The sequence below is a fragment of the Pseudomonas sp. genome, from assembly GCF_035497915.1.
Taxonomy (GTDB): Bacteria; Pseudomonadota; Gammaproteobacteria; order Pseudomonadales; family Pseudomonadaceae; genus Serpens.
Map to the genome: position 1 here is coordinate 30,182 of NZ_DATJCS010000037.1, position 16,146 is coordinate 46,327.

The following is a 16,146-nucleotide window of genomic DNA, read 5'->3' on the forward strand; positions in this document are numbered from 1 at the left end:
GGGATGAGAAGTACGCCGCGTGCCTTGCTGTGCATGGTTTTGCTGCTTGGCAGTTTCAGCGGGAGCGCTTTTGCGGCGCTCTGCGCGGACGTGTTTCCTCAGGATGCCACCCCCGGGACTGTGGCCAGGCTTGATCTTTCCGTGATGGACAAGCCCGGGGTCGAGTACAAGAGCTTCCCTGCCAAGGGGGAGGATTACCTCGTCTCGGGAGATTATTTCTACCGAGGTGGAAGACTGGATAACGGCGCGGAAATCACCGTAACGAAAGGGCGTCCGGTACGGATTTTCATTGATGGCGATACCGATTTTCAGCCCCATGCCGAAATCAATATCAATGGATCGGCCGAGGATCTGCTGATCGTGGTGCGTGGCAATCTGGACATCGGCACGAAGAACCGAATCAATGCCCTGATTTACGCGACGAAAAATATCAGCGCCAACCCGGACGTGCGGGTCGAAGGGGCCATGACGGCGGAAGGGAGCATCTCTACCAAGGTCAAGGATGTCATCGTTTATGACGAGGCGGCGGCGCAGGGATTTTCCTCTGGAGACCTTTGCACGCCCGGCGGTGGGATGGTGGTCGACCACTACCGTCTGTCCTTCCCCACACCGCAGTTCAGCTGCGAACCCATCCCGGTACTCATCCGCGCCTGTGCCGATGCCAACTGTTCGCGCACTGTGCCGGTGACCAAAACCCTGACCGTGACGCCGACCAATCGCTGGCTCGGCAACGGCACGGTGACGTTTGTGGATAGCGACACGGCCACGGCCTATCTGAAACGCATACCTGGCTCGCTGCAACTGGGGGTGGTCGGCGATTCCTATCGCTGCAGCAACGGGGATTGTGGGCTGGAAATCCTGCGCAGCGGTTTCCGGCTCGCCGTACCGAATCTGATCGCCGGCAAACCAGAAGCCGCCGCGTTGCAGGCATTGCGCCTGGATGGAGCCAGTGGCGCCTGTGTAGCGGACGGCAGTTTTGCCGGCAGCCAGCGGGAGATCGCGTTCTGGTCGAGTTACGACAACCCGGTCTCCGGTACCCAGTCGGTACAGATCAACGCCAAGCCGATCGGCGGCGCCGCAAGCGCAGCGACGCCGGTAGCGCTGACCTTCGATAACCAGGCAACCAGTCCTCTGCAGGTTCGTTACGACGATGCGGGGGCCGTGCAATTACATGCCCGCTTTGTGGGCAGCGGGGAAGAGGAAGGACTGGAGATGAGGGGGAGCACATTGTTGGCTTCTCGCCCCTATGGCGTCTGCATTCAGGCCGATGGGCCGGGTTGCAGCACAGTCGATTGCCCGCTGTTTGCGCCCAAAGGGCAACCGGTGCGTGCGGGAGACCCCTTCGATCTGCGCGTCACCCCGGTGGGCGTGGCGGCCAGCCCATCCCAGGCCGACCTCTGTGCGGCGCCGCCGACGCCGAACTTTGTGGGCACGCTGGAGCTGGACGCGAGGGTCGTCACGCCGGCGGCTGGCGTCGATGGGGTGTTGGAACGGGCGGATTACGCGCACCCCTTGGGGGGGACTCATGTCCTGAAGGACCAGAAGCTGTACGAGGTCGGCAGCTTCAGGATCAATGTGCGCAGTGCGGCCTACCTCGGGGGAGCCGGTTTTGACAGCGAGGGCCCTGTCCTTGGCCGCTTTGCTCCGGCCTATCTCGCGGTGGGGCTGAATGCCCCGGCGCTTGCGCCGGGGTGCATGGCCGGTGGTGGATTCAGCTATCAGGGCGAGGACATCGACTTTGCACACGCGCGGGTTCCCGAACTGACGATTACCGGAATGAGCCGCAACGGTACGGTAACGCGCAACCATGACCGGGTCGCCTGGAAGCTGAATGCGCAACTGAAGCCGGTGCTGACATTTGCCGCAGGCCAGCTCCAGGATGCCACCCGGCTCAGGGTGGGCACGTTCGAGCTGCAACCGGATGGCTCAGCCGGGGATGGCGGCCGGCTCTACCGGATGGATGGCCAGGTTCGCTATGAGCGCCATCCCAACGGGCCTCAGCCGGTGGTGGATGCGCCCTTTTCGCCGGAGCTGGTGCTGGCGCTGCCCGCCGGGCAGCTTACCTACGCCGAGGACGGCGATCAGACAACCTGCCATGGTGCCGCCGGTTGCGTGGGTTTCGAGTCCGATCCATTCGGTTTTCAGGCGCCGGGCGGTGAGATTCGGCTGGGGCGTATCCGGGTAGGCAACGCCCATGGCCCCGAGCACGCACCGCTGGATCTGCCCTATCAGGTGGAAACCTGGCAGTCCGGCAATGCCTTCGTGCCGGATGGCAGCGATGCCTGCGCGGTGATCACCGGTGTGCAGTTGGGTTCGTACACCGGACAACTGGAGGGCAAAACCCAGGCGCAGGTTTCAGCGCTGGCCCAGGGCAGGGGCGTGATCCGCCTGACCGCTCCCGGCCCGGGTGGCGAAGGGAGCGTAGTCGTCACGCCGCAGGTCCCCGACTGGCTGACATACGACTGGAAGGGCGATGGCTTCGAGAACCCCAGCGGCCTAGCCACCTTCGGCATCTACAAGGGAAACGAGAAGATCATCTTCCGCCGCGAGGTGATCGGGCGCTGAGCTGGGTTGTGAACGAAGTTCGGCAATCCGGCCTGCCTTCCGTGGAGTCAACTTCAGTCGCGATGCGCGTGGGCCGGGGCGCACAAAAGCATCGCGGCTGAAGCCGCCCCTAAAGGTCCGGAGGCCGGCACCGCCTTAGTACCTCACCTCCAAGACCACCCGATTCTCCCCACCCTCCACCACCTCGAACGCACTGTCCTCGAAGCTCGGCGGGCCCATCACCGTGGGGTTGTTGGACAGCGCGTAGCCTTCGGTGGGGAACATGCCGAAGCGGCGGTTGAGTTCGCCGTTACCGTCCTCGTCGTGGTAGGCCATGATCGCGTAGCGGCCGGCGGGCAGGTTTTCCAGGGTCAGGGTGGCAGTGCCCGGGGTGGCCGGCAGCTTGTGCACCTGGAACGCCTGCGGTTCCTTGCGGAAGGTCTTGGGATCCTGGTACAGGCCGACGCTCAGCTCACCGCGGTCGTGCTGGATGCCGGTCAGTTCGATGGTCAGTCGGTTGTCGGCCAAGGCGGTGGCGCTGGCGAGCAGGGCGGGGAGCAGGAGGAAGACTGGGCGGAACATGGTGGTAGGTCCTTCAAGGGTGGGAAACACGGGGGCGCAGCACAACGTAAGCCAGCACGCCGAGGGCGATGCCCAGGCCATCGGCCAGCAGGTCGGCCCATTCGGCGAACCGGTAGCCGGTCAGGCCCTGCAGCAGCTCGATGAGCACGCCATAGCCGAGCAGGCCCGCCGTGATCATCAGCCAGCGGCCGCGCAGCGCCATGCAGCCCAGAAACGCCAGGCTGGCAAAGGCCAGCAGGTGGTTGCCCTTGTCCCAGCCGGTGCTCAGGCGTGGGTCGGGATCGGGAAGCAGGGCGAGCACCAGCACGGCAAGCAGGCAGGCGGTGAAGGCCAGGCGCCAGAGCGAAAGGGGAATGCGGTGGAGCAGGTGCATGGGTGGTCCTTGCGGTGAAAGCGGAAGCAGCGGGTACAGGCGGCGGGTGTATTCCGGCCGGCGTGAGGCCGGCCCTACAGGGTAGTGCCCCACAGGGACGGTCGCCCACCGGGGCCGCTTCGCATCACTCCAGGGCGAACTGGAAGGTGCTGACCACACGCAGGCGCTTGCCGATGGTGCGCGAGCTGTCCATGTCGCTGCCGTCGTCGTCGAGTACGCGGATCACGCCCTGGTTGGCGTTTCTCAGATCGCCCAGGGTGGCGCCGGCGTCGGCGGCGAATTTGGCGGCCTGTTCGCGGGCGTTGCGGGTGGCTTCTTCGAGGAGCTGCGGTTTGACTTCGTTGAAGCCGCGCAGTTGGTAGCGGGGTCCGGCGAAGCCGTCGGGGTTCTCCAGCTGGATGCCGGCCTGGATCAGCGGATCGCTGGCGTTGGCGGCCTTGGCCACGGCATCCACGCGGGAGGACTTCACCAGCACCTGGCCCTGGCCGGTGAAGCGCAGCGCCACGTCGCTGTTGCCCCATTCACGGGCCAGCAGGTCCTGCACCTGCAGCGGGCGCACCTCGATCTCCTCGGCGGTAAAGCCCTGCTCGCTCAGGAAGGCGACCACCCGCTGGCGGTCCGCGGCCAGCTGGCGCTGCACTTCGTCGAAACTCGATCCGCCCCGGCGGAAGCCCAGGGTCCAGATGGCGAAGTCGCTCTTCACGTCCAGCTCGGCCAGCCCCTTCACGGTCACCGAACGGTCTGCCAGGCGAAAACGCTCGATACCCTGGCCCACTGACCAGCCAGCGAAGGCCAACGCGGCTCCGAGGATAAGGGTGGGGACGATTCCGAAACGGGTCACGGGCATGGTGGCTCTCCGGTAGGCAGCGAGGCGAGTACAATGCCGGCTTTTTTTTGCAGGTGCCACCGCCAATGAACCCCGACGCCCTCGCCACACTGGAGCAGTGTGTGCTCGATGCGCTGGTCTCGCCGCCCGCCGAGACCCGCCGCCTGCTGCATGGTCGCGGCCGTTGCTGGCCGGGTCTGGAGCAGCTTACGGTCGACTGGCTGGAAGGCGTGCTGCTGGTGTCGCTGTTCCGCGAGCCGGAGGGCGACGGCCTTGAGGCGCTGCGCGCGCTGCTGCTGCGCCTAGGCGAGTCGGCTGCCTGGCAGGGCAGCGGTGCCCGTCATCTGTTGCTGCACCTGCGTTACCAGCCCGGCAGCCCGACCGAGTTCCTGGTCGGCGAGGCACTGGACGGCTGGCAGATCACCGAGGACGGCCTGCGCTACCAGCTGGATCTGGGCCGCAAGCAGAACAGCGGGCTGTTCCTCGACATGCGCTACGGGCGCCGCTGGGTGCGCGACAATGCGGCCGGCAAGCGGGTGCTCAACCTCTTCGCCTACACCTGCGGCTTCTCGGTGGCGGCCCTGGCCGGCGGCGCCGAGCGGGTGGTCAACCTGGACATGGCTGGCGCCGCCCTGGCGCGCGGCCGGGACAATCACCGACTCAACGGTCATGACCTGGGGCGGGTGAGCTTTCTGCCCCATGAACTGTTCAAGTCCTGGGGCCGGGTGCGCCGGGAAGGGCCGTATGACCTGGTCATCATCGACCCGCCCAGCTTCCAGAAGGGCAGCTTCGCGCTGACCCGCGACTACGCCAAGATCCTGCGCAAGCTGCCGGAGCTTTTGACGCCGGGCGGAGGGGTGCTGGCTTGCATCAACGCGCCGGACATCGACGCCGCTTTCCTGATCGAGGGTATGGCCAGCGAGGCGCCGAGCCTGCGCTTCGAGCAGCGGCTGGAGAACCCGCCGGAGTTCGCCGATATCGATCCGCACGGTGGATTGAAGGCACTGGTTTTCCGCGACGCGTCGTGACATGCGTCAAGTTTCGCCGTTTGTTTCCGATAAACGCCCTAACGGGCCACGCCAGGCCCATTCGCCAGTACAAAAGGGGGAGTGATGGATAACCGCACGCAAACGCTCAAGGCGCGTCTGTGGCTGCTGGGCTGCGCCAGCGTGCTCGGGGTGCTGGTACTGGCAGCGGTGACGCTGTTCTACGCGCAGCGCGGCAAGGACCAGTTGGTCGAGTTCGTGGAGCATCACGTGGCGCTCAGCCAGCTGGCCACCGAGGCCTACGCCAACGGCCTGCAGATGGGGCAGGCGTTGCGCAACATCCTGATCGATCCTGCGAATCAACAGGCGTACAAGAACCATCAGGCGGCCCTGGAAAACCTTAATTCCGCCGGTGAGCGGCTGGTCGCCCTGTTGGCGAACGATCCTGAGCATGTCGCCGATGCCGAGACGCTGCGGCGCCACCTGCGTGCCTGGCCGCCGCTCCAGGCGCAAGTCATCGAGCGAGTCCGGGTCGGCGAGCTCATCGAGGCGCGCTTGCTGCTGGTCGAACAGGAAACCCCGGCCTGGCGCGCCCTGCGCGGTCCGTTGCTGGAACTGGTGAAGCAAAGCGACCAGGAAGCCGATGCCGGCTACGTGTCGCTGGTGGCCGGGCTCGATGCGTCTTCGCGCATGGCCCTGTTCATCAGCCTGGCCACCCTGCTGCTGGTGGCTGGCGCCACGCTGCTGGTCGGTCGTGGCGTCTTCCGTCAGGTGGGCGGCGAGCCCGCCGAGGCGGCGCTGGCGCTGCGCCGGATAGCCAATGGCGATCTCACCCAGAAGCTGCCGGTGGCGGCGGATGATCGCAGCAGCATCCTGTTCGCCACCCGCGAAATGCAGGAGCAGCTGGCCACGCTGATCGGGCGCATCCAGGGTTCGGCCACCCAACTGGCGTCGGCCTCCGAGGAACTGCACGCGGTCACCGAGGACACCGCGCGCGGCATCGCTCGCCAGAACGACGAAGTCCAGCAGGCCGCCACGGCGGTCACCGAGATGTCCACCGCCGTGGACGAGGTGGCTGGCAACGCCACGCGTACCTCGACGGCGTCCAGCGACGCCGAGCAGGAAGCCCGCGACGGCCTGCGCCAGGTGGCGGCGACCCGCGAAAGCATCGACCAGTTGGGCGGCAAGCTCGGCCAGACGGCGGCGACCGTCGAGCGGCTGGCCGCCGAGGCGGAGTCCATCGGCCAAGTGCTGGTGGTGATCCAGGCCATCGCCGACCAGACCAACCTGCTGGCCCTCAACGCGGCCATCGAGGCGGCCCGCGCCGGCGACGCCGGACGCGGCTTTGCGGTGGTGGCCGACGAGGTGCGCGGCCTGGCGCAGCGCACGCGCAGTTCGACCCAGGAGATCGAACGGATGATCGGCGCCATCCAGAGCGCCACCCAGGCTGCCGTCAGGGAAATGCATGAAAGCAGCGAAGTGGCCGCGCACAGCCAGGGCATGGCCGGGCAGGCCGACCAGGCCCTGGCGCGCATCGCCGAACGGGTCGGGCAGATCAACGAGATGAACCTGGTGATCGCCAGCGCCGCCGAGGAGCAGGCCCAGGTGGCCCGCGAAGTGGACCGCAACCTGGTGGCCATCCGCGACATCGCCCAGCAGAGCGCCGCCGGCGCCCAGCAGACCTCGGCCGCCAGCGACGAGCTGACGCGCCTGGCCACCGATCTGACCCGCCTGACCAGCCGCTTCCAGCTCTAGATCGAGTGGGGGTGCCGAAAATGGACTCAATTTTCGGCATCTGCTGCCGATAACGGCGCGTCGGACCCGCTGCGGCGGGCTACCAGAACCCTATAAACCGACTGCCAGCGCCTGCGTGCCCCCTCTGGGGAAGCTTCCGAGGGCCGAAGCCCCGATTTGCTTCGGCGTTTCGCCGTGTTCACTTCAAGGAGAAGGCCATGTTGCAAAACTGGACCATACGCACCCGTCTGCTGCTGCTGGTCGGCGTGATGCTGCTCGGTACCCTGATCACTGGCGTGGTGTCGCTGGTCGCCCAGCAACGCAGCCTGGTGGGGCTGAACTCGATGTACCTGGACCGCATCGTCCCGCTGCGCGAACTCAAGGTGGTGTCGGACATGTATGCCGTGCAGATTGTCGATGCCGCGCAGAAGGCCAACCTCGGGCTGATGTCCTATGAGCAGGCCATGGGCGAAGTGGACAAGGCGCAGGGCGAGATCGACCGCGCCTGGAAGCGTTACCTGGAGACCCTGCTGCTGGACGAAGAGCAGCAACTGGTGGCCCGCATCGACCCGATGATGCAGGAGCTGCGCGCCCCGCTGGCCAACCTGCGGGAGATCCTGCGCAGCAAGAATTCCTTCGATCTGCAGCAGTTCGTCGACACCGAGCTGTACGGGCGTATCGATCCGATTTCCGCGGCCATCAACGCATTGATGGATGTTCAGCTCCAGGCGGCCCGTGCCGTGTACGACGAGTCCGTCGCCCGCTACGAGACCAATCGGCTGGTCACCATCGGCGTCATCCTGGGGCTGCTGGCGCTGGGCGCGGGCCTGGCGGCGCTGCTGCTGCGCAGCATCCTCGGGCCGCTGGCTACCCTCAAGCAGGCGGCCGGCCGGGTGGCGGAAGGCGACCTGACCCAGCCGCTGCATCCGGTCGGTCGCGATGAAATCACCGAGGTGCAGCGTTCGGTACAACAGATGCAGCAGAACCTGCGCGATACCCTGCAGCGCATCCAGGGCTCGGCCACCCAACTGGCCTCGGCCGCCGAGGAGCTGCACGCGGTGACCGACGACACCGCGCGCGGCATCACCCGCCAGAATGACGAAGTGCAGCAGGCCGCCACCGCCGTGACCGAGATGTCCACTGCCGTGGACGAAGTGGCCGGTAACGCGACGCGCACCTCGACGGCCTCCGGCGAGGTCGAGCGCGAAGCCCGCGATGGCCTGCGCCAGGTGGCGGCGACCCGCGAGAGCATCGACCAGTTGGGCGGCAAGCTGGGGCAGACGGCGGCGACCGTCGAGCGTCTGGCGGCCGAGGCGGAATCCATCGGCCAGGTGCTGGTGGTGATCCAGGGCATCGCCGACCAGACCAACCTGCTGGCGCTCAACGCGGCCATCGAGGCGGCACGCGCCGGCGAGGCCGGTCGCGGCTTCGCCGTGGTGGCCGACGAGGTGCGTGGCCTGGCGCAACGCACCCACAGCTCGACCCAGGAGATCGAACGCATGATCGGCGCCATCCAGGCCGCCACTCAGGCGGCGGTGCGGGAAATGCACGAGAGCGGTGAAGTGGCGACGCGCAGCCAGAGCATGGCCGGGCAGGCCGACCAGGCGCTGGCGCGCATCGCCGAGCGGGTCAGCCAGATCAACGAGATGAACCTGGTGATCGCCAGCGCCGCCGAGGAACAGGCGCAGGTGGCGCGCGAGGTGGATCGCAACCTGGTGACCATCCGCGACATCGCCCAGCAGAGCGCCGCCGGCGCCCAGCAGACCTCGGCGGCCAGCGACGAACTGGCCCGCCTAGCCACCGACCTCAACCGGCTGACCAGTCGCTTTCAGCTCTGAGTCAGGCTTTTCCCTGGCCGCGAGTCTTGGATGGCTCTTGTAGGGCCGGCTTTACGCCGGCCAGCGGGGTCGCATTCCCACGCTGCGGCGCCGTTCCCGGCCGGGGTAAACCCGGCCCTACATGCCCGTGAACACCGCAGGGATCTTGTAGGGCCGGCTTTACGCCGGCCAACGGGGCTGAATGCCCACGCTTCGGCGCCGTTCCCTCCCTCCGCCGGCCGGGGTAAACCCGGCCCTGCATGCCCGTGAACACCGCAGGGATCTTGTGGGGCCGGCTTTACGCCGGCCAGCGGGGTCGCATTCCCACGCTGCGGCGCCGTCCCCGGCCGGGGTAAACCCGGCCCTACATGCCCGTGAACATTGCAGGGATCTTGTGGGGCCGGCTTTACGCCGGCCAGCGGGGCTGAATGCCCACGCGTCGGCGCCGTCCGTCCCCACCTTCCGCCGGCCGGGATAAACCCGTCCCTACATGCCCGTGAACACCGCAGGGATCTTGTGGGGCCGGCTTTACGCCGGCCAGCGGGGCTGAATGCCCACGCGTCGGCGCCGTTCCCCCCCCCTCCGCCGGCCGGGATCAGCCCGGCCCTACAAGTGCAGCTCCGGCCGGCCTATACCACCACCAGCCCCACCGCCATCAGCAGCGGCGTCGCCACGCTCACCGCCGCGTTCAGCCCCAGTGCCGGCAGCAGGCGCTGCGGCTCGAGCGCATCGCGGCGCAGCAGCCAGGCGGCGCGCAGCGCCAGCGGCAGGGTCAGCAGGCCCAGGGCGGCGCCGGCCAGTTCGGGTCGCCACAGCGCCGCCAGCAGCACGCCGTAAGCCAGCAGCCAGTGCAGCAGCGCCACGCGTAGTGCTGCACGCGTGCCGATCTGCATGGGCAGCGTGCAGCGGCCGGCGGCGCGGTCGGCGTCGATGTCGGGAAACTGGCTGAGCAGCAGCAGGTTGTTGCACAGCAGCAGCGGCACCAGGGTCAGCAACAGGTCGCGGCTGTCCAGCGGGCCGCCGAGCACCAGCCTCGCGCCGAGCACCATCAGCGCGAAACCGACCCCCGGGGCGAACAGGCAGAGCCAGGGATGGCGGGTCAGCCAGGGGGTATAGGCGAGCACCAGCAGCAGGCCCGCCAATCCCAGCGGCGCCAGGCTGGCCAGCAGCTGCGGCTGGCGCAGCAGGAAGAACAGGCCGATCAGCGCGCAGGTCAGCAGGCTGCCGACGCCCAGCAGCAGGGCGCGGCCGAGCAGCTGCGGATGCGCCACCAGCGTGCCGCTGCCGCCACTGAAGGCGGTGCGCCGGGTGCGCAGGTCCAGGCCGCTGCGGTAGTCGCCATATTCATTGAGCGCATTCACCGCCACATGCGCGGCCAGCGCGCCAAGCAGCACCAGCAGGGCTTCGCCGAGCGGCAGCGCTGCGGATTGGCCGGGCGGCAGGGCCAGCGCCACTCCCAGCGCCACACAACTCAGCGTCAGCGGCAGAAACCGCCCACGCGCCACACCCAGCCAGGCCCAGGTTTCGCTCATTGCATTTTTCCTTGAGGTATCGGCGTGCCCGCCGGACGGCGGGCATTGCACTCTGCCAGCAACGCGCGCCGGCGGTATTGATGGGGCTCAGTCGTCCGGGTGCTGGCAGCACTGGCGCTCGTCCAGCGCTTCGAGCAGCCGGCAATGCTCGGCCTCGGCACTCCGGCAGTCGCATAGCTTGCGCAGTTCCTGCCGCAGGTTCTGCAGGTCGCGGATGCGCGTCTCGATGGCATCCAGATGCTCGCGGACCATGCGGTCGGCGCTGGCGCACGGCTGCTGCGGTTGCGCGGCCAGCTCCAGCAGTTCGCGGATTTCCTCCAGGCTGAAGCCCAGCTCCCGACCGCGGCGGATGAAGCGCAGCCGGCGGACATCCTCGGGGCGGTAGCTGCGATAGCCGGACGGGGTGCGCTGCGGCGGGGGTAGCAGGCCGGAGCGCTCATAGAAGCGGATGGTCTCGACGTTGACGCCGCTTTGCTTGCTCAGCGAGCCGATGGTGAGGGTGGTGGACATGCGCTTGACCCTGTAGCAACTACAGGCTTTAGCCTACGGCCAGTTCTGAAAAACACCAAGGAGACTCCATGGGAGCCAATTGCTGCAGTCACGAAGATACGTGCGCGACCGCGCTGCGGTCGGGCCGTTACCGGAAGATCCTGTGGATCGCGCTGGTGGTGAACTTCACCATGTTCGTGGTGGAGATCGGCGCCGGCTTCACGGCCGGGTCGGTATCGCTGCTCGCCGACTCGCTGGATTTCGCCGGCGACGCCGCCAACTACGGCATCAGCCTGCTGGTGCTGGGCATGGGGGTGGTGGCGCGGGCCCGGGCCTCGCTGTTCAAGGCGCTGTGCATGTTGCTGTTCGGCATCGCGGTGCTGGCCACCGCCCTGTGGCATCTGGTCAGCGGCACGGTACCGAGCGCGCCGACCATGGGCGTGGTGGGCACCCTGGCGCTGCTGGCCAACGTCGGCGTGGCGGCGCTGCTCTACGCCTATCGCGAGGGCGACAGCAACATGCGCAGTGTCTGGCTGTGCTCGCGCAACGACGCGTTGGGCAACCTCGCGGTGCTGCTGGCCGCGCTCGGTGTGTTCGGCACCGGCAGCGCCTGGCCGGACCTGCTGGTGGCCGGCATCATGGCCAGCCTGGCGACCAGCGCCGCCACGCAGATCCTCTTGCAGGCGCGGGGTGAGCTGAAGGGTGAGCAGGGGCTGGCTGGCCAGCGGCACTGACAGCGGCTGCGCGCTTTCTTGTAGGAGCGGCTTCAGCCGCGAGGCTCTTGTGTGCGGAGCGCGGGCAAAGCTCGCGACTGAAGTCGCTCCTACAGGTTGGTGCGGCGGCTTCGGGCGGTGGGGGATCAAAAAAGCCCCGGTCTCTGGCGAGGCCGGGGCTTTTCGTTGCACCTGTGAATCAGCGCGGCATCAGCGCCATTCGTAGGTGTTCTTGTCGGTGGCTTCGCCCATCGGCGTGGCCAGTTCGCGGAACTGCTTCATGGAGGTCCAGATGCGCTGGTTCAGGTCGCTCTCGGCGGCGAACTTGTCCATCACCTGCTCGGATTGCTGCTGCAGCGCGGCGAGCACGGTGTCCGGGAACTTCTTCAGGATCACGCCCTGCTTCTGCAGTTCCTGCAGGGCCTTGGCGTTGTTGTAGACGTACTCGTCGATCATCAGCTGCAGCGAGCCACGGGCGGCCTCTTCGAGGATCGCCTGCAGGTCGGCGGGCAGTTCATCCCAGGCGGCCTTGTTGATCAGCAGCTCGATGGCGGCCTGCGGTTCGGCCCAGCTCGGGTAGTAGTAGTACTTGGCGGCCTTGTGGATGCCGGAAGCCAGGTCGTTGTACGGGCTGACCCAGTCGGTGGCGTCGATCATGCCGGTCTGCAGGGCGGTGAACACCTCGCTGCCAGGCACGATGACCGGGGTGGCGCCGATGCTGCCGATGACTTCGCCGCCCAGGCCCGGCATGCGGATCTTCAGGCCCTTGAGGTCGTCGACGCTGTTGATTTCCTTGTTGAACCAGCCGCCCATCTGCATGCCGGAGTTACCGCCCAGCAGGGGCTTCACGCCGTGCGGCGCGTAGGCTTCTTCCCACAGCTGCATGCCGCCGCCGTAGGTCACCCAGGAATTGAATTCCATGGTGGTCAGGCCGAAGGGCACCGAGGTGAAGAACTGCGCGGCCGGCACCTTGCCCTTCCAGTAGTAGGAGGGGCCGTGGCCCATCTGCGCGGTGCCGCGCGACACGGCATCGAACACTTCCATGGCCGGCACCAGCTCGCCGGCGGCGTAGGTCTTGATGACCAGGCGGCCATTGCTCATGCGCTCGACGCGCTTGGCAAAGTCCTCGGCACCGGTGCCCAGGCCCGGATAGTTCTTCGGCCAGGTGGTCACCAGTTTCCAGTGCACGGTTTCCACCGGCGCGGCAGCGGTGGCTTGTGATTGTTGTTCGTCCTTGCACCCGGCCAGGCCGAGAGCCAGCAGTAGCGCCGAAGTGGCACCGAACAGTTGGCGGCGATTCATCAGGAGTGTTCCCCTCGCGGAAGGTTGGGCCCCGCCCGGTCGGTTCCGGGGACGGGGAGACCGCGGTCCGGGTGCCGAAATGCCTGGGCGGAGCGAGGCAGAACCCGCGCGCCAGAGGCAGCGGGCGTGGCGCACAATAATCCAGCGTCGCCGCGAATCACAAGCTCGCCAGTTTTTGCACCGCCATCGACAGGCTCACCAGCACCAACATCAGCGCGAACAGCCGCTGCAGCAGCGTGCTGTTCAGGCGTTGCGCCAGCAGGTTGCCGCTCAGCACACCGATGGCGCCGCCCAGGGCCAGGCCGCCGAGCAGCGGCAGCGGCGGGTTGGCGCCGCTGAGGTAGATCAGGAAACCGCCACCGCTGACCAGCGCGATCACGGCCATCGAGGTGGCCATGGCGCTGAGCAGTGGCAACGGTGAGAACCACAGCAGCGCCGGCACGATCAGGAAGCCGCCGCCCACGCCCATCAGCCCGGACAGCGTGCCGACGCCGACGCCGATGGCCAGCAGCGGGCCCGGGCGCAGCGGACCCGGATCGACGCGAGGCGGCTGGCCACTGCTGCGCCACAGGCGCCAGGCCGACCAGAGCACCAGGGCGCAGAACGCGATGATCAGCGCGGTTTCCGGCACGAAGCGGCCCAGCCACTGGCCCAGGGCGTTGCCCGGCAGGCCGGCCACGGCCAGCAACACGACCGGGCGCCAGGCCACCTGGCCCAGGCGCGCGCGCGGGATGGCGCCGATCAACGCGGACATGGCCACCGCGCCGAGGCTGACGCCGATGGCATCGCGCAGTGGCAGGTGCAGGCTGAGCAGCAGGGGCAGGGCGACCAGCGAACCGCCGGCGCCGGTCAGGCCCAGCAGCAAACCGAGCACCAGACCGATGCCCAGCGCTTCGGCCAGCAGAAGTTCCATGGGCAAAGGATCAGGTGTACTTGGTGAAGATGGTGCGGACCCGGCTGAGCATCTGCGCATCGTCCCGCTCGGGGTCCAGCACGGTTTCCTCCAGCAGGCAGGCGAGCATCTCCTGATAGGCCTTGTCGAGCGCCTTGCGCGCGGCGGCGAATTGCTGGGCGACCGCCTCGCAGTCCTCGCCACGGCGGATCATGCCCTGGATGCCGCGAATCTGGCCTTCAACGCGGGCCAGACGCTTGAGCATGGTGTCCTGATGCAGCTGGATCGAATCGGGCATGGTTACTCCCAGGGGGTATCAAGGGGGCGCAGTGTACTGTCGGGGCGGCGCTGGCGGCAACGCGAGAGCGGACCGCCGGCTCAGGCCCCCGGGCCACGCACCAGTTGGCGGAGCGGGAAGCGGTTGGGATGGCAGGCCTCGGCGACAGCCAGCGGCAACGGCAGGGGTTCGTTTTCCAGCCAGGCGGCCAGCAGCTCGCCGCATAGCGGCGCGGTGACCACGCCCCGCGAGCCGTGGGCCAGGTTCACATACAGGCCGTCCAGCCAGGGGCAGGGCGCATCGGGAACCTGGCGGGCATCGCGGGCCAGCACCGCGTAACGCTCGGCGAACGCCAGCGGATCGGCTAGCGGGCCGACCAGTGGCAGGTAGTCCGGGCTGGTGCAGCGGTAGGCGGCGCGGCCGTGCAGGCTGGCCGGGTCGAGCCGATCGGTCTCCAGGCGCTCGGCCAGGTCGGCGGAAATCTCCCGCAGGCGCTTCAGGTTGCCGATGTGCTCCTCGGTCGTGACGCCCTGCTGGCGGTTGTGCAGGTCGAAACTGGCGCCCACGGTGTGCTCGTCGCCGCGCGGCGGCGCCACGTAGCCCTCGGCGCACAACACGGTGCGCAGCGCGCGGCTGGCCGGTGTGGCCGGCACGCGGGTGATCTGGCCGCGAATGCGCTTGAGCGGCAGGTGCTGGGTCGGCTCGAAGGTAGCCGCGTCGGTGGCGTTGGCCAGTACCAGGATCGGCGCGGCCGCCAGCAGGCCGTCCGCGCCGTGGGCCTGCCATTCGCCGTCCGCGCGGCGAATCGACAGCGCTTCGTGGTGGGTCAGCAACTGGATGTTCGGGTGCTGGGCCAGCAGACGGCAGAGCGCCGGCGGATGCGCCCAGCCGGCCTCCGGGTAGAAGAGTCCGCCGCTGGGCAGGGCGATGCCGGCGCGCTGTTCGGCTTCCGCCTGGGGCAGCGGCTGCAGCAGGCCGGGCGGGAAGGCGGCCGCCAGTTGCGCCTGGCGCTCGGCTTCCTTGGCGTCGAAGGCCAGCTGCAGCACGCCGCAGGCGTCCCAGTCGACGCCACGTTCCAGGCGCTCCAGCAGGCGACGGGTATAGCCGAAGCCGGCGAGCAGCAGGCGCGACAGCGGCGTGCCGTGCGCCGACAGCTTCAGGTAGAGCACGCCCTGCGGGTTGCCCGAGCCTTCCTCGGCGACCTCGCCGTGGCGCTCCAGCAGTGTCACCTGCCAGCCGCGCGCGGCCAGACTGGCGGCGCTGGCGCAGCCGGCCAGCCCGGCGCCGATGATCAGCGCGCGGCGCTCGGCCGGGCGCGGCGGCCGGGCGAACCAGGGTTTGCCGGCCGCTGCGGGCTGGCCTTCGTATAGCCCGGCAAGCATTTCGCGCTTGTGGCCGAAGCCCTTGACCTTTTCCATGCGGAAGCCGGCCTCGATCAGGCCACGGCGCACCGTGCCGGCGCAGGTGAAGGTGGCCAGGCTGGCGCCGGGGGCGGACAGCCGCGCCAGCTGCGTGAACAGCTCGGACGTCCACATCTGCGGGTTCTTGGCCGGGGCGAAGCCGTCGAGGAACCAGGCGTCCACCTGGGCATCCAGCTGCGGCAGGCATTCCAGGGCGTCGCCGACCAGCAGGGTCAGCAGCACCCGGCCGCCGTCGAACAGCAGGCGCTGGAAGCCCGGCTGGATGCCGGCGTACTGCTCGAGCAGCGGCGTGCTGAAGGCGGCCAGTTCCGGCCACAGCGCCAGGGCGCGGCGCAGGTCTTCCCCATCGAGCGGATACTTCTCGACGCTGACGAAGTGCAGGCGCGCACCGGCCGGCGCATGCTCGGCGAAGGTCTGCCAGGCGCAGAGGAAATTGAGGCCGGTGCCGAAGCCTGTCTCGCCGATCACCAGGCGGCCATCGTCCGCCAGGGCGGCGCAGCGCTCGGCGATCCGGTTGTGGCGCAGGAACACGTGGCGGGTCTCTTCCAGGCCGCTGGCGCGGGAGAAATACACATCGCCGAACTGGCGGGAAAGGGGCTGGCCGTGCTCGTCCCAGTCGAGCTGGGCCCGGGAACTCTCGGACATGGATCTGGCTCCG

At 68.2% G+C, this 16,146-nt stretch carries 13 protein-coding genes and 2 pseudogenes; 6 read left to right on the forward strand and 9 right to left on the reverse strand.

Translation table 11 applies throughout. The features are described from left to right. Positions 1 to 3 precede the first annotated feature (3 nt). Positions 4 to 2,565, forward strand: a complete 2,562-nt coding sequence (locus tag VL129_RS11390) for a DUF6701 domain-containing protein (protein ID WP_325412938.1) — start codon at positions 4 to 6, stop codon at positions 2,563 to 2,565. A 135-nt stretch (positions 2,566 to 2,700) separates the two neighbouring features. Here the strand turns inward: VL129_RS11390 and VL129_RS11395 are convergent, their stop codons facing one another. The 3 genes from VL129_RS11395 to VL129_RS11405 form a co-directional block, all read right to left on the reverse strand. Further along, positions 2,701 to 3,126 (reverse strand): DUF2141 domain-containing protein, encoded by a 426-nt coding sequence (locus tag VL129_RS11395; RefSeq protein ID WP_027591217.1) that lies wholly within the window; start codon positions 3,124 to 3,126, stop codon positions 2,701 to 2,703. Between the two features lie 13 nt (positions 3,127 to 3,139). Then, positions 3,140 to 3,499 (reverse strand): VanZ family protein, encoded by a 360-nt coding sequence (locus VL129_RS11400; RefSeq protein WP_052237615.1) that lies wholly within the window; start codon positions 3,497 to 3,499, stop codon positions 3,140 to 3,142. Positions 3,500 to 3,623: 124 nt separating this feature from the next. Beyond that, positions 3,624 to 4,346 carry an SIMPL domain-containing protein gene (locus tag VL129_RS11405; RefSeq protein WP_325412939.1) on the reverse strand — a complete coding sequence of 241 codons (723 nt, stop codon included), beginning with the start codon at positions 4,344 to 4,346 and terminating at the stop codon, positions 3,624 to 3,626. Positions 4,347 to 4,411: 65 nt separating this feature from the next. Between VL129_RS11405 and VL129_RS11410 the strand changes: the two genes are divergently transcribed. The 4 genes and pseudogenes from VL129_RS11410 to VL129_RS17195 all read left to right on the forward strand — a co-directional run. After that, the gene (locus tag VL129_RS11410; protein ID WP_039560412.1) at positions 4,412 to 5,353 is read left to right on the forward strand and encodes a class I SAM-dependent methyltransferase; all 942 of its coding nucleotides are present in this window, start codon (positions 4,412 to 4,414) and stop codon (positions 5,351 to 5,353) included. Positions 5,354 to 6,001: 648 nt separating this feature from the next. Beyond that, on the forward strand, positions 6,002 to 7,066 hold the full coding sequence (locus VL129_RS11415; protein WP_139182006.1) for a methyl-accepting chemotaxis protein: 1,065 nt from the start codon (positions 6,002 to 6,004) through the stop codon (positions 7,064 to 7,066). Positions 7,067 to 7,263: 197 nt separating this feature from the next. Then, positions 7,264 to 8,028 (forward strand): annotated as a pseudogene (locus VL129_RS17190) (MCP four helix bundle domain-containing protein); the annotation flags it as partial. Between the two features lie 273 nt (positions 8,029 to 8,301). After that, positions 8,302 to 8,883, forward strand: a pseudogene (locus VL129_RS17195) (methyl-accepting chemotaxis protein); the annotation flags it as partial. A 608-nt stretch (positions 8,884 to 9,491) separates the two neighbouring features. Here VL129_RS17195 and VL129_RS11425 read toward each other — a convergent pair. Both VL129_RS11425 and VL129_RS11430 read right to left on the reverse strand, forming a co-directional pair. After that, positions 9,492 to 10,394, reverse strand: a complete 903-nt coding sequence (locus tag VL129_RS11425) for a prenyltransferase (RefSeq protein WP_325412942.1) — start codon at positions 10,392 to 10,394, stop codon at positions 9,492 to 9,494. A gap of 87 nt (positions 10,395 to 10,481) precedes the next feature. Beyond that, positions 10,482 to 10,904, reverse strand: a complete 423-nt coding sequence (locus tag VL129_RS11430) for a MerR family DNA-binding protein (RefSeq protein ID WP_325412943.1) — start codon at positions 10,902 to 10,904, stop codon at positions 10,482 to 10,484. 68 nt (positions 10,905 to 10,972) lie between these two features. Between VL129_RS11430 and VL129_RS11435 the strand changes: the two genes are divergently transcribed. Then, complete coding sequence (locus tag VL129_RS11435) at positions 10,973 to 11,617, forward strand: cation efflux transmembrane domain-containing protein (protein ID WP_325412944.1); 645 nt, start codon at positions 10,973 to 10,975, stop codon at positions 11,615 to 11,617. Positions 11,618 to 11,806: 189 nt separating this feature from the next. Here VL129_RS11435 and VL129_RS11440 read toward each other — a convergent pair whose 3' ends face one another. From VL129_RS11440 to mnmC, 4 genes are all read right to left on the reverse strand, one after another. Beyond that, positions 11,807 to 12,898 (reverse strand): TRAP transporter substrate-binding protein, encoded by a 1,092-nt coding sequence (locus VL129_RS11440; protein WP_325412945.1) that lies wholly within the window; start codon positions 12,896 to 12,898, stop codon positions 11,807 to 11,809. Positions 12,899 to 13,055: 157 nt separating this feature from the next. Beyond that, on the reverse strand, positions 13,056 to 13,811 hold the full coding sequence (locus VL129_RS11445; protein WP_325412946.1) for a sulfite exporter TauE/SafE family protein: 756 nt from the start codon (positions 13,809 to 13,811) through the stop codon (positions 13,056 to 13,058). Positions 13,812 to 13,821: 10 nt separating this feature from the next. Further along, positions 13,822 to 14,088, reverse strand: a complete 267-nt coding sequence (locus VL129_RS11450) for a metal-sensing transcriptional repressor (RefSeq protein WP_325412947.1) — start codon at positions 14,086 to 14,088, stop codon at positions 13,822 to 13,824. An 80-nt stretch (positions 14,089 to 14,168) separates the two neighbouring features. Continuing rightward, positions 14,169 to 16,133: a bifunctional tRNA (5-methylaminomethyl-2-thiouridine)(34)-methyltransferase MnmC2/FAD-dependent 5-carboxymethylaminomethyl-2-thiouridine(34) oxidoreductase MnmC1 gene (gene mnmC, locus VL129_RS11455; RefSeq protein WP_325412948.1), complete on the reverse strand. Its 1,965-nt coding sequence runs from the start codon at positions 16,131 to 16,133 to the stop codon at positions 14,169 to 14,171. Positions 16,134 to 16,146: the final 13 nt, after the last annotated feature.

What these genes read in the sequence shown, in the direction of transcription:
- VL129_RS11390 (WP_325412938.1), top strand. Translation starts at nt 4, where the DNA reads ATGAGAAGTACGCCGCGTGCCTTGCTGTGCATGGTTTTGCTGCTTGGC.
- VL129_RS11395 (WP_027591217.1), bottom strand. Translation starts at nt 3,126, where the DNA reads ATGTTCCGCCCAGTCTTCCTCCTGCTCCCCGCCCTGCTCGCCAGCGCC.
- VL129_RS11400 (WP_052237615.1), bottom strand. Translation starts at nt 3,499, where the DNA reads ATGCACCTGCTCCACCGCATTCCCCTTTCGCTCTGGCGCCTGGCCTTC.
- VL129_RS11405 (WP_325412939.1), bottom strand. Translation starts at nt 4,346, where the DNA reads ATGCCCGTGACCCGTTTCGGAATCGTCCCCACCCTTATCCTCGGAGCC.
- VL129_RS11410 (WP_039560412.1), top strand. Translation starts at nt 4,412, where the DNA reads ATGAACCCCGACGCCCTCGCCACACTGGAGCAGTGTGTGCTCGATGCG.
- VL129_RS11415 (WP_139182006.1), top strand. Translation starts at nt 6,002, where the DNA reads ATGGCCCTGTTCATCAGCCTGGCCACCCTGCTGCTGGTGGCTGGCGCC.
- VL129_RS11425 (WP_325412942.1), bottom strand. Translation starts at nt 10,394, where the DNA reads ATGAGCGAAACCTGGGCCTGGCTGGGTGTGGCGCGTGGGCGGTTTCTG.
- VL129_RS11430 (WP_325412943.1), bottom strand. Translation starts at nt 10,904, where the DNA reads ATGTCCACCACCCTCACCATCGGCTCGCTGAGCAAGCAAAGCGGCGTC.
- VL129_RS11435 (WP_325412944.1), top strand. Translation starts at nt 10,973, where the DNA reads ATGGGAGCCAATTGCTGCAGTCACGAAGATACGTGCGCGACCGCGCTG.
- VL129_RS11440 (WP_325412945.1), bottom strand. Translation starts at nt 12,898, where the DNA reads ATGAATCGCCGCCAACTGTTCGGTGCCACTTCGGCGCTACTGCTGGCT.
- VL129_RS11445 (WP_325412946.1), bottom strand. Translation starts at nt 13,811, where the DNA reads ATGGAACTTCTGCTGGCCGAAGCGCTGGGCATCGGTCTGGTGCTCGGT.
- VL129_RS11450 (WP_325412947.1), bottom strand. Translation starts at nt 14,088, where the DNA reads ATGCCCGATTCGATCCAGCTGCATCAGGACACCATGCTCAAGCGTCTG.
- mnmC (WP_325412948.1), bottom strand. Translation starts at nt 16,133, where the DNA reads ATGTCCGAGAGTTCCCGGGCCCAGCTCGACTGGGACGAGCACGGCCAG.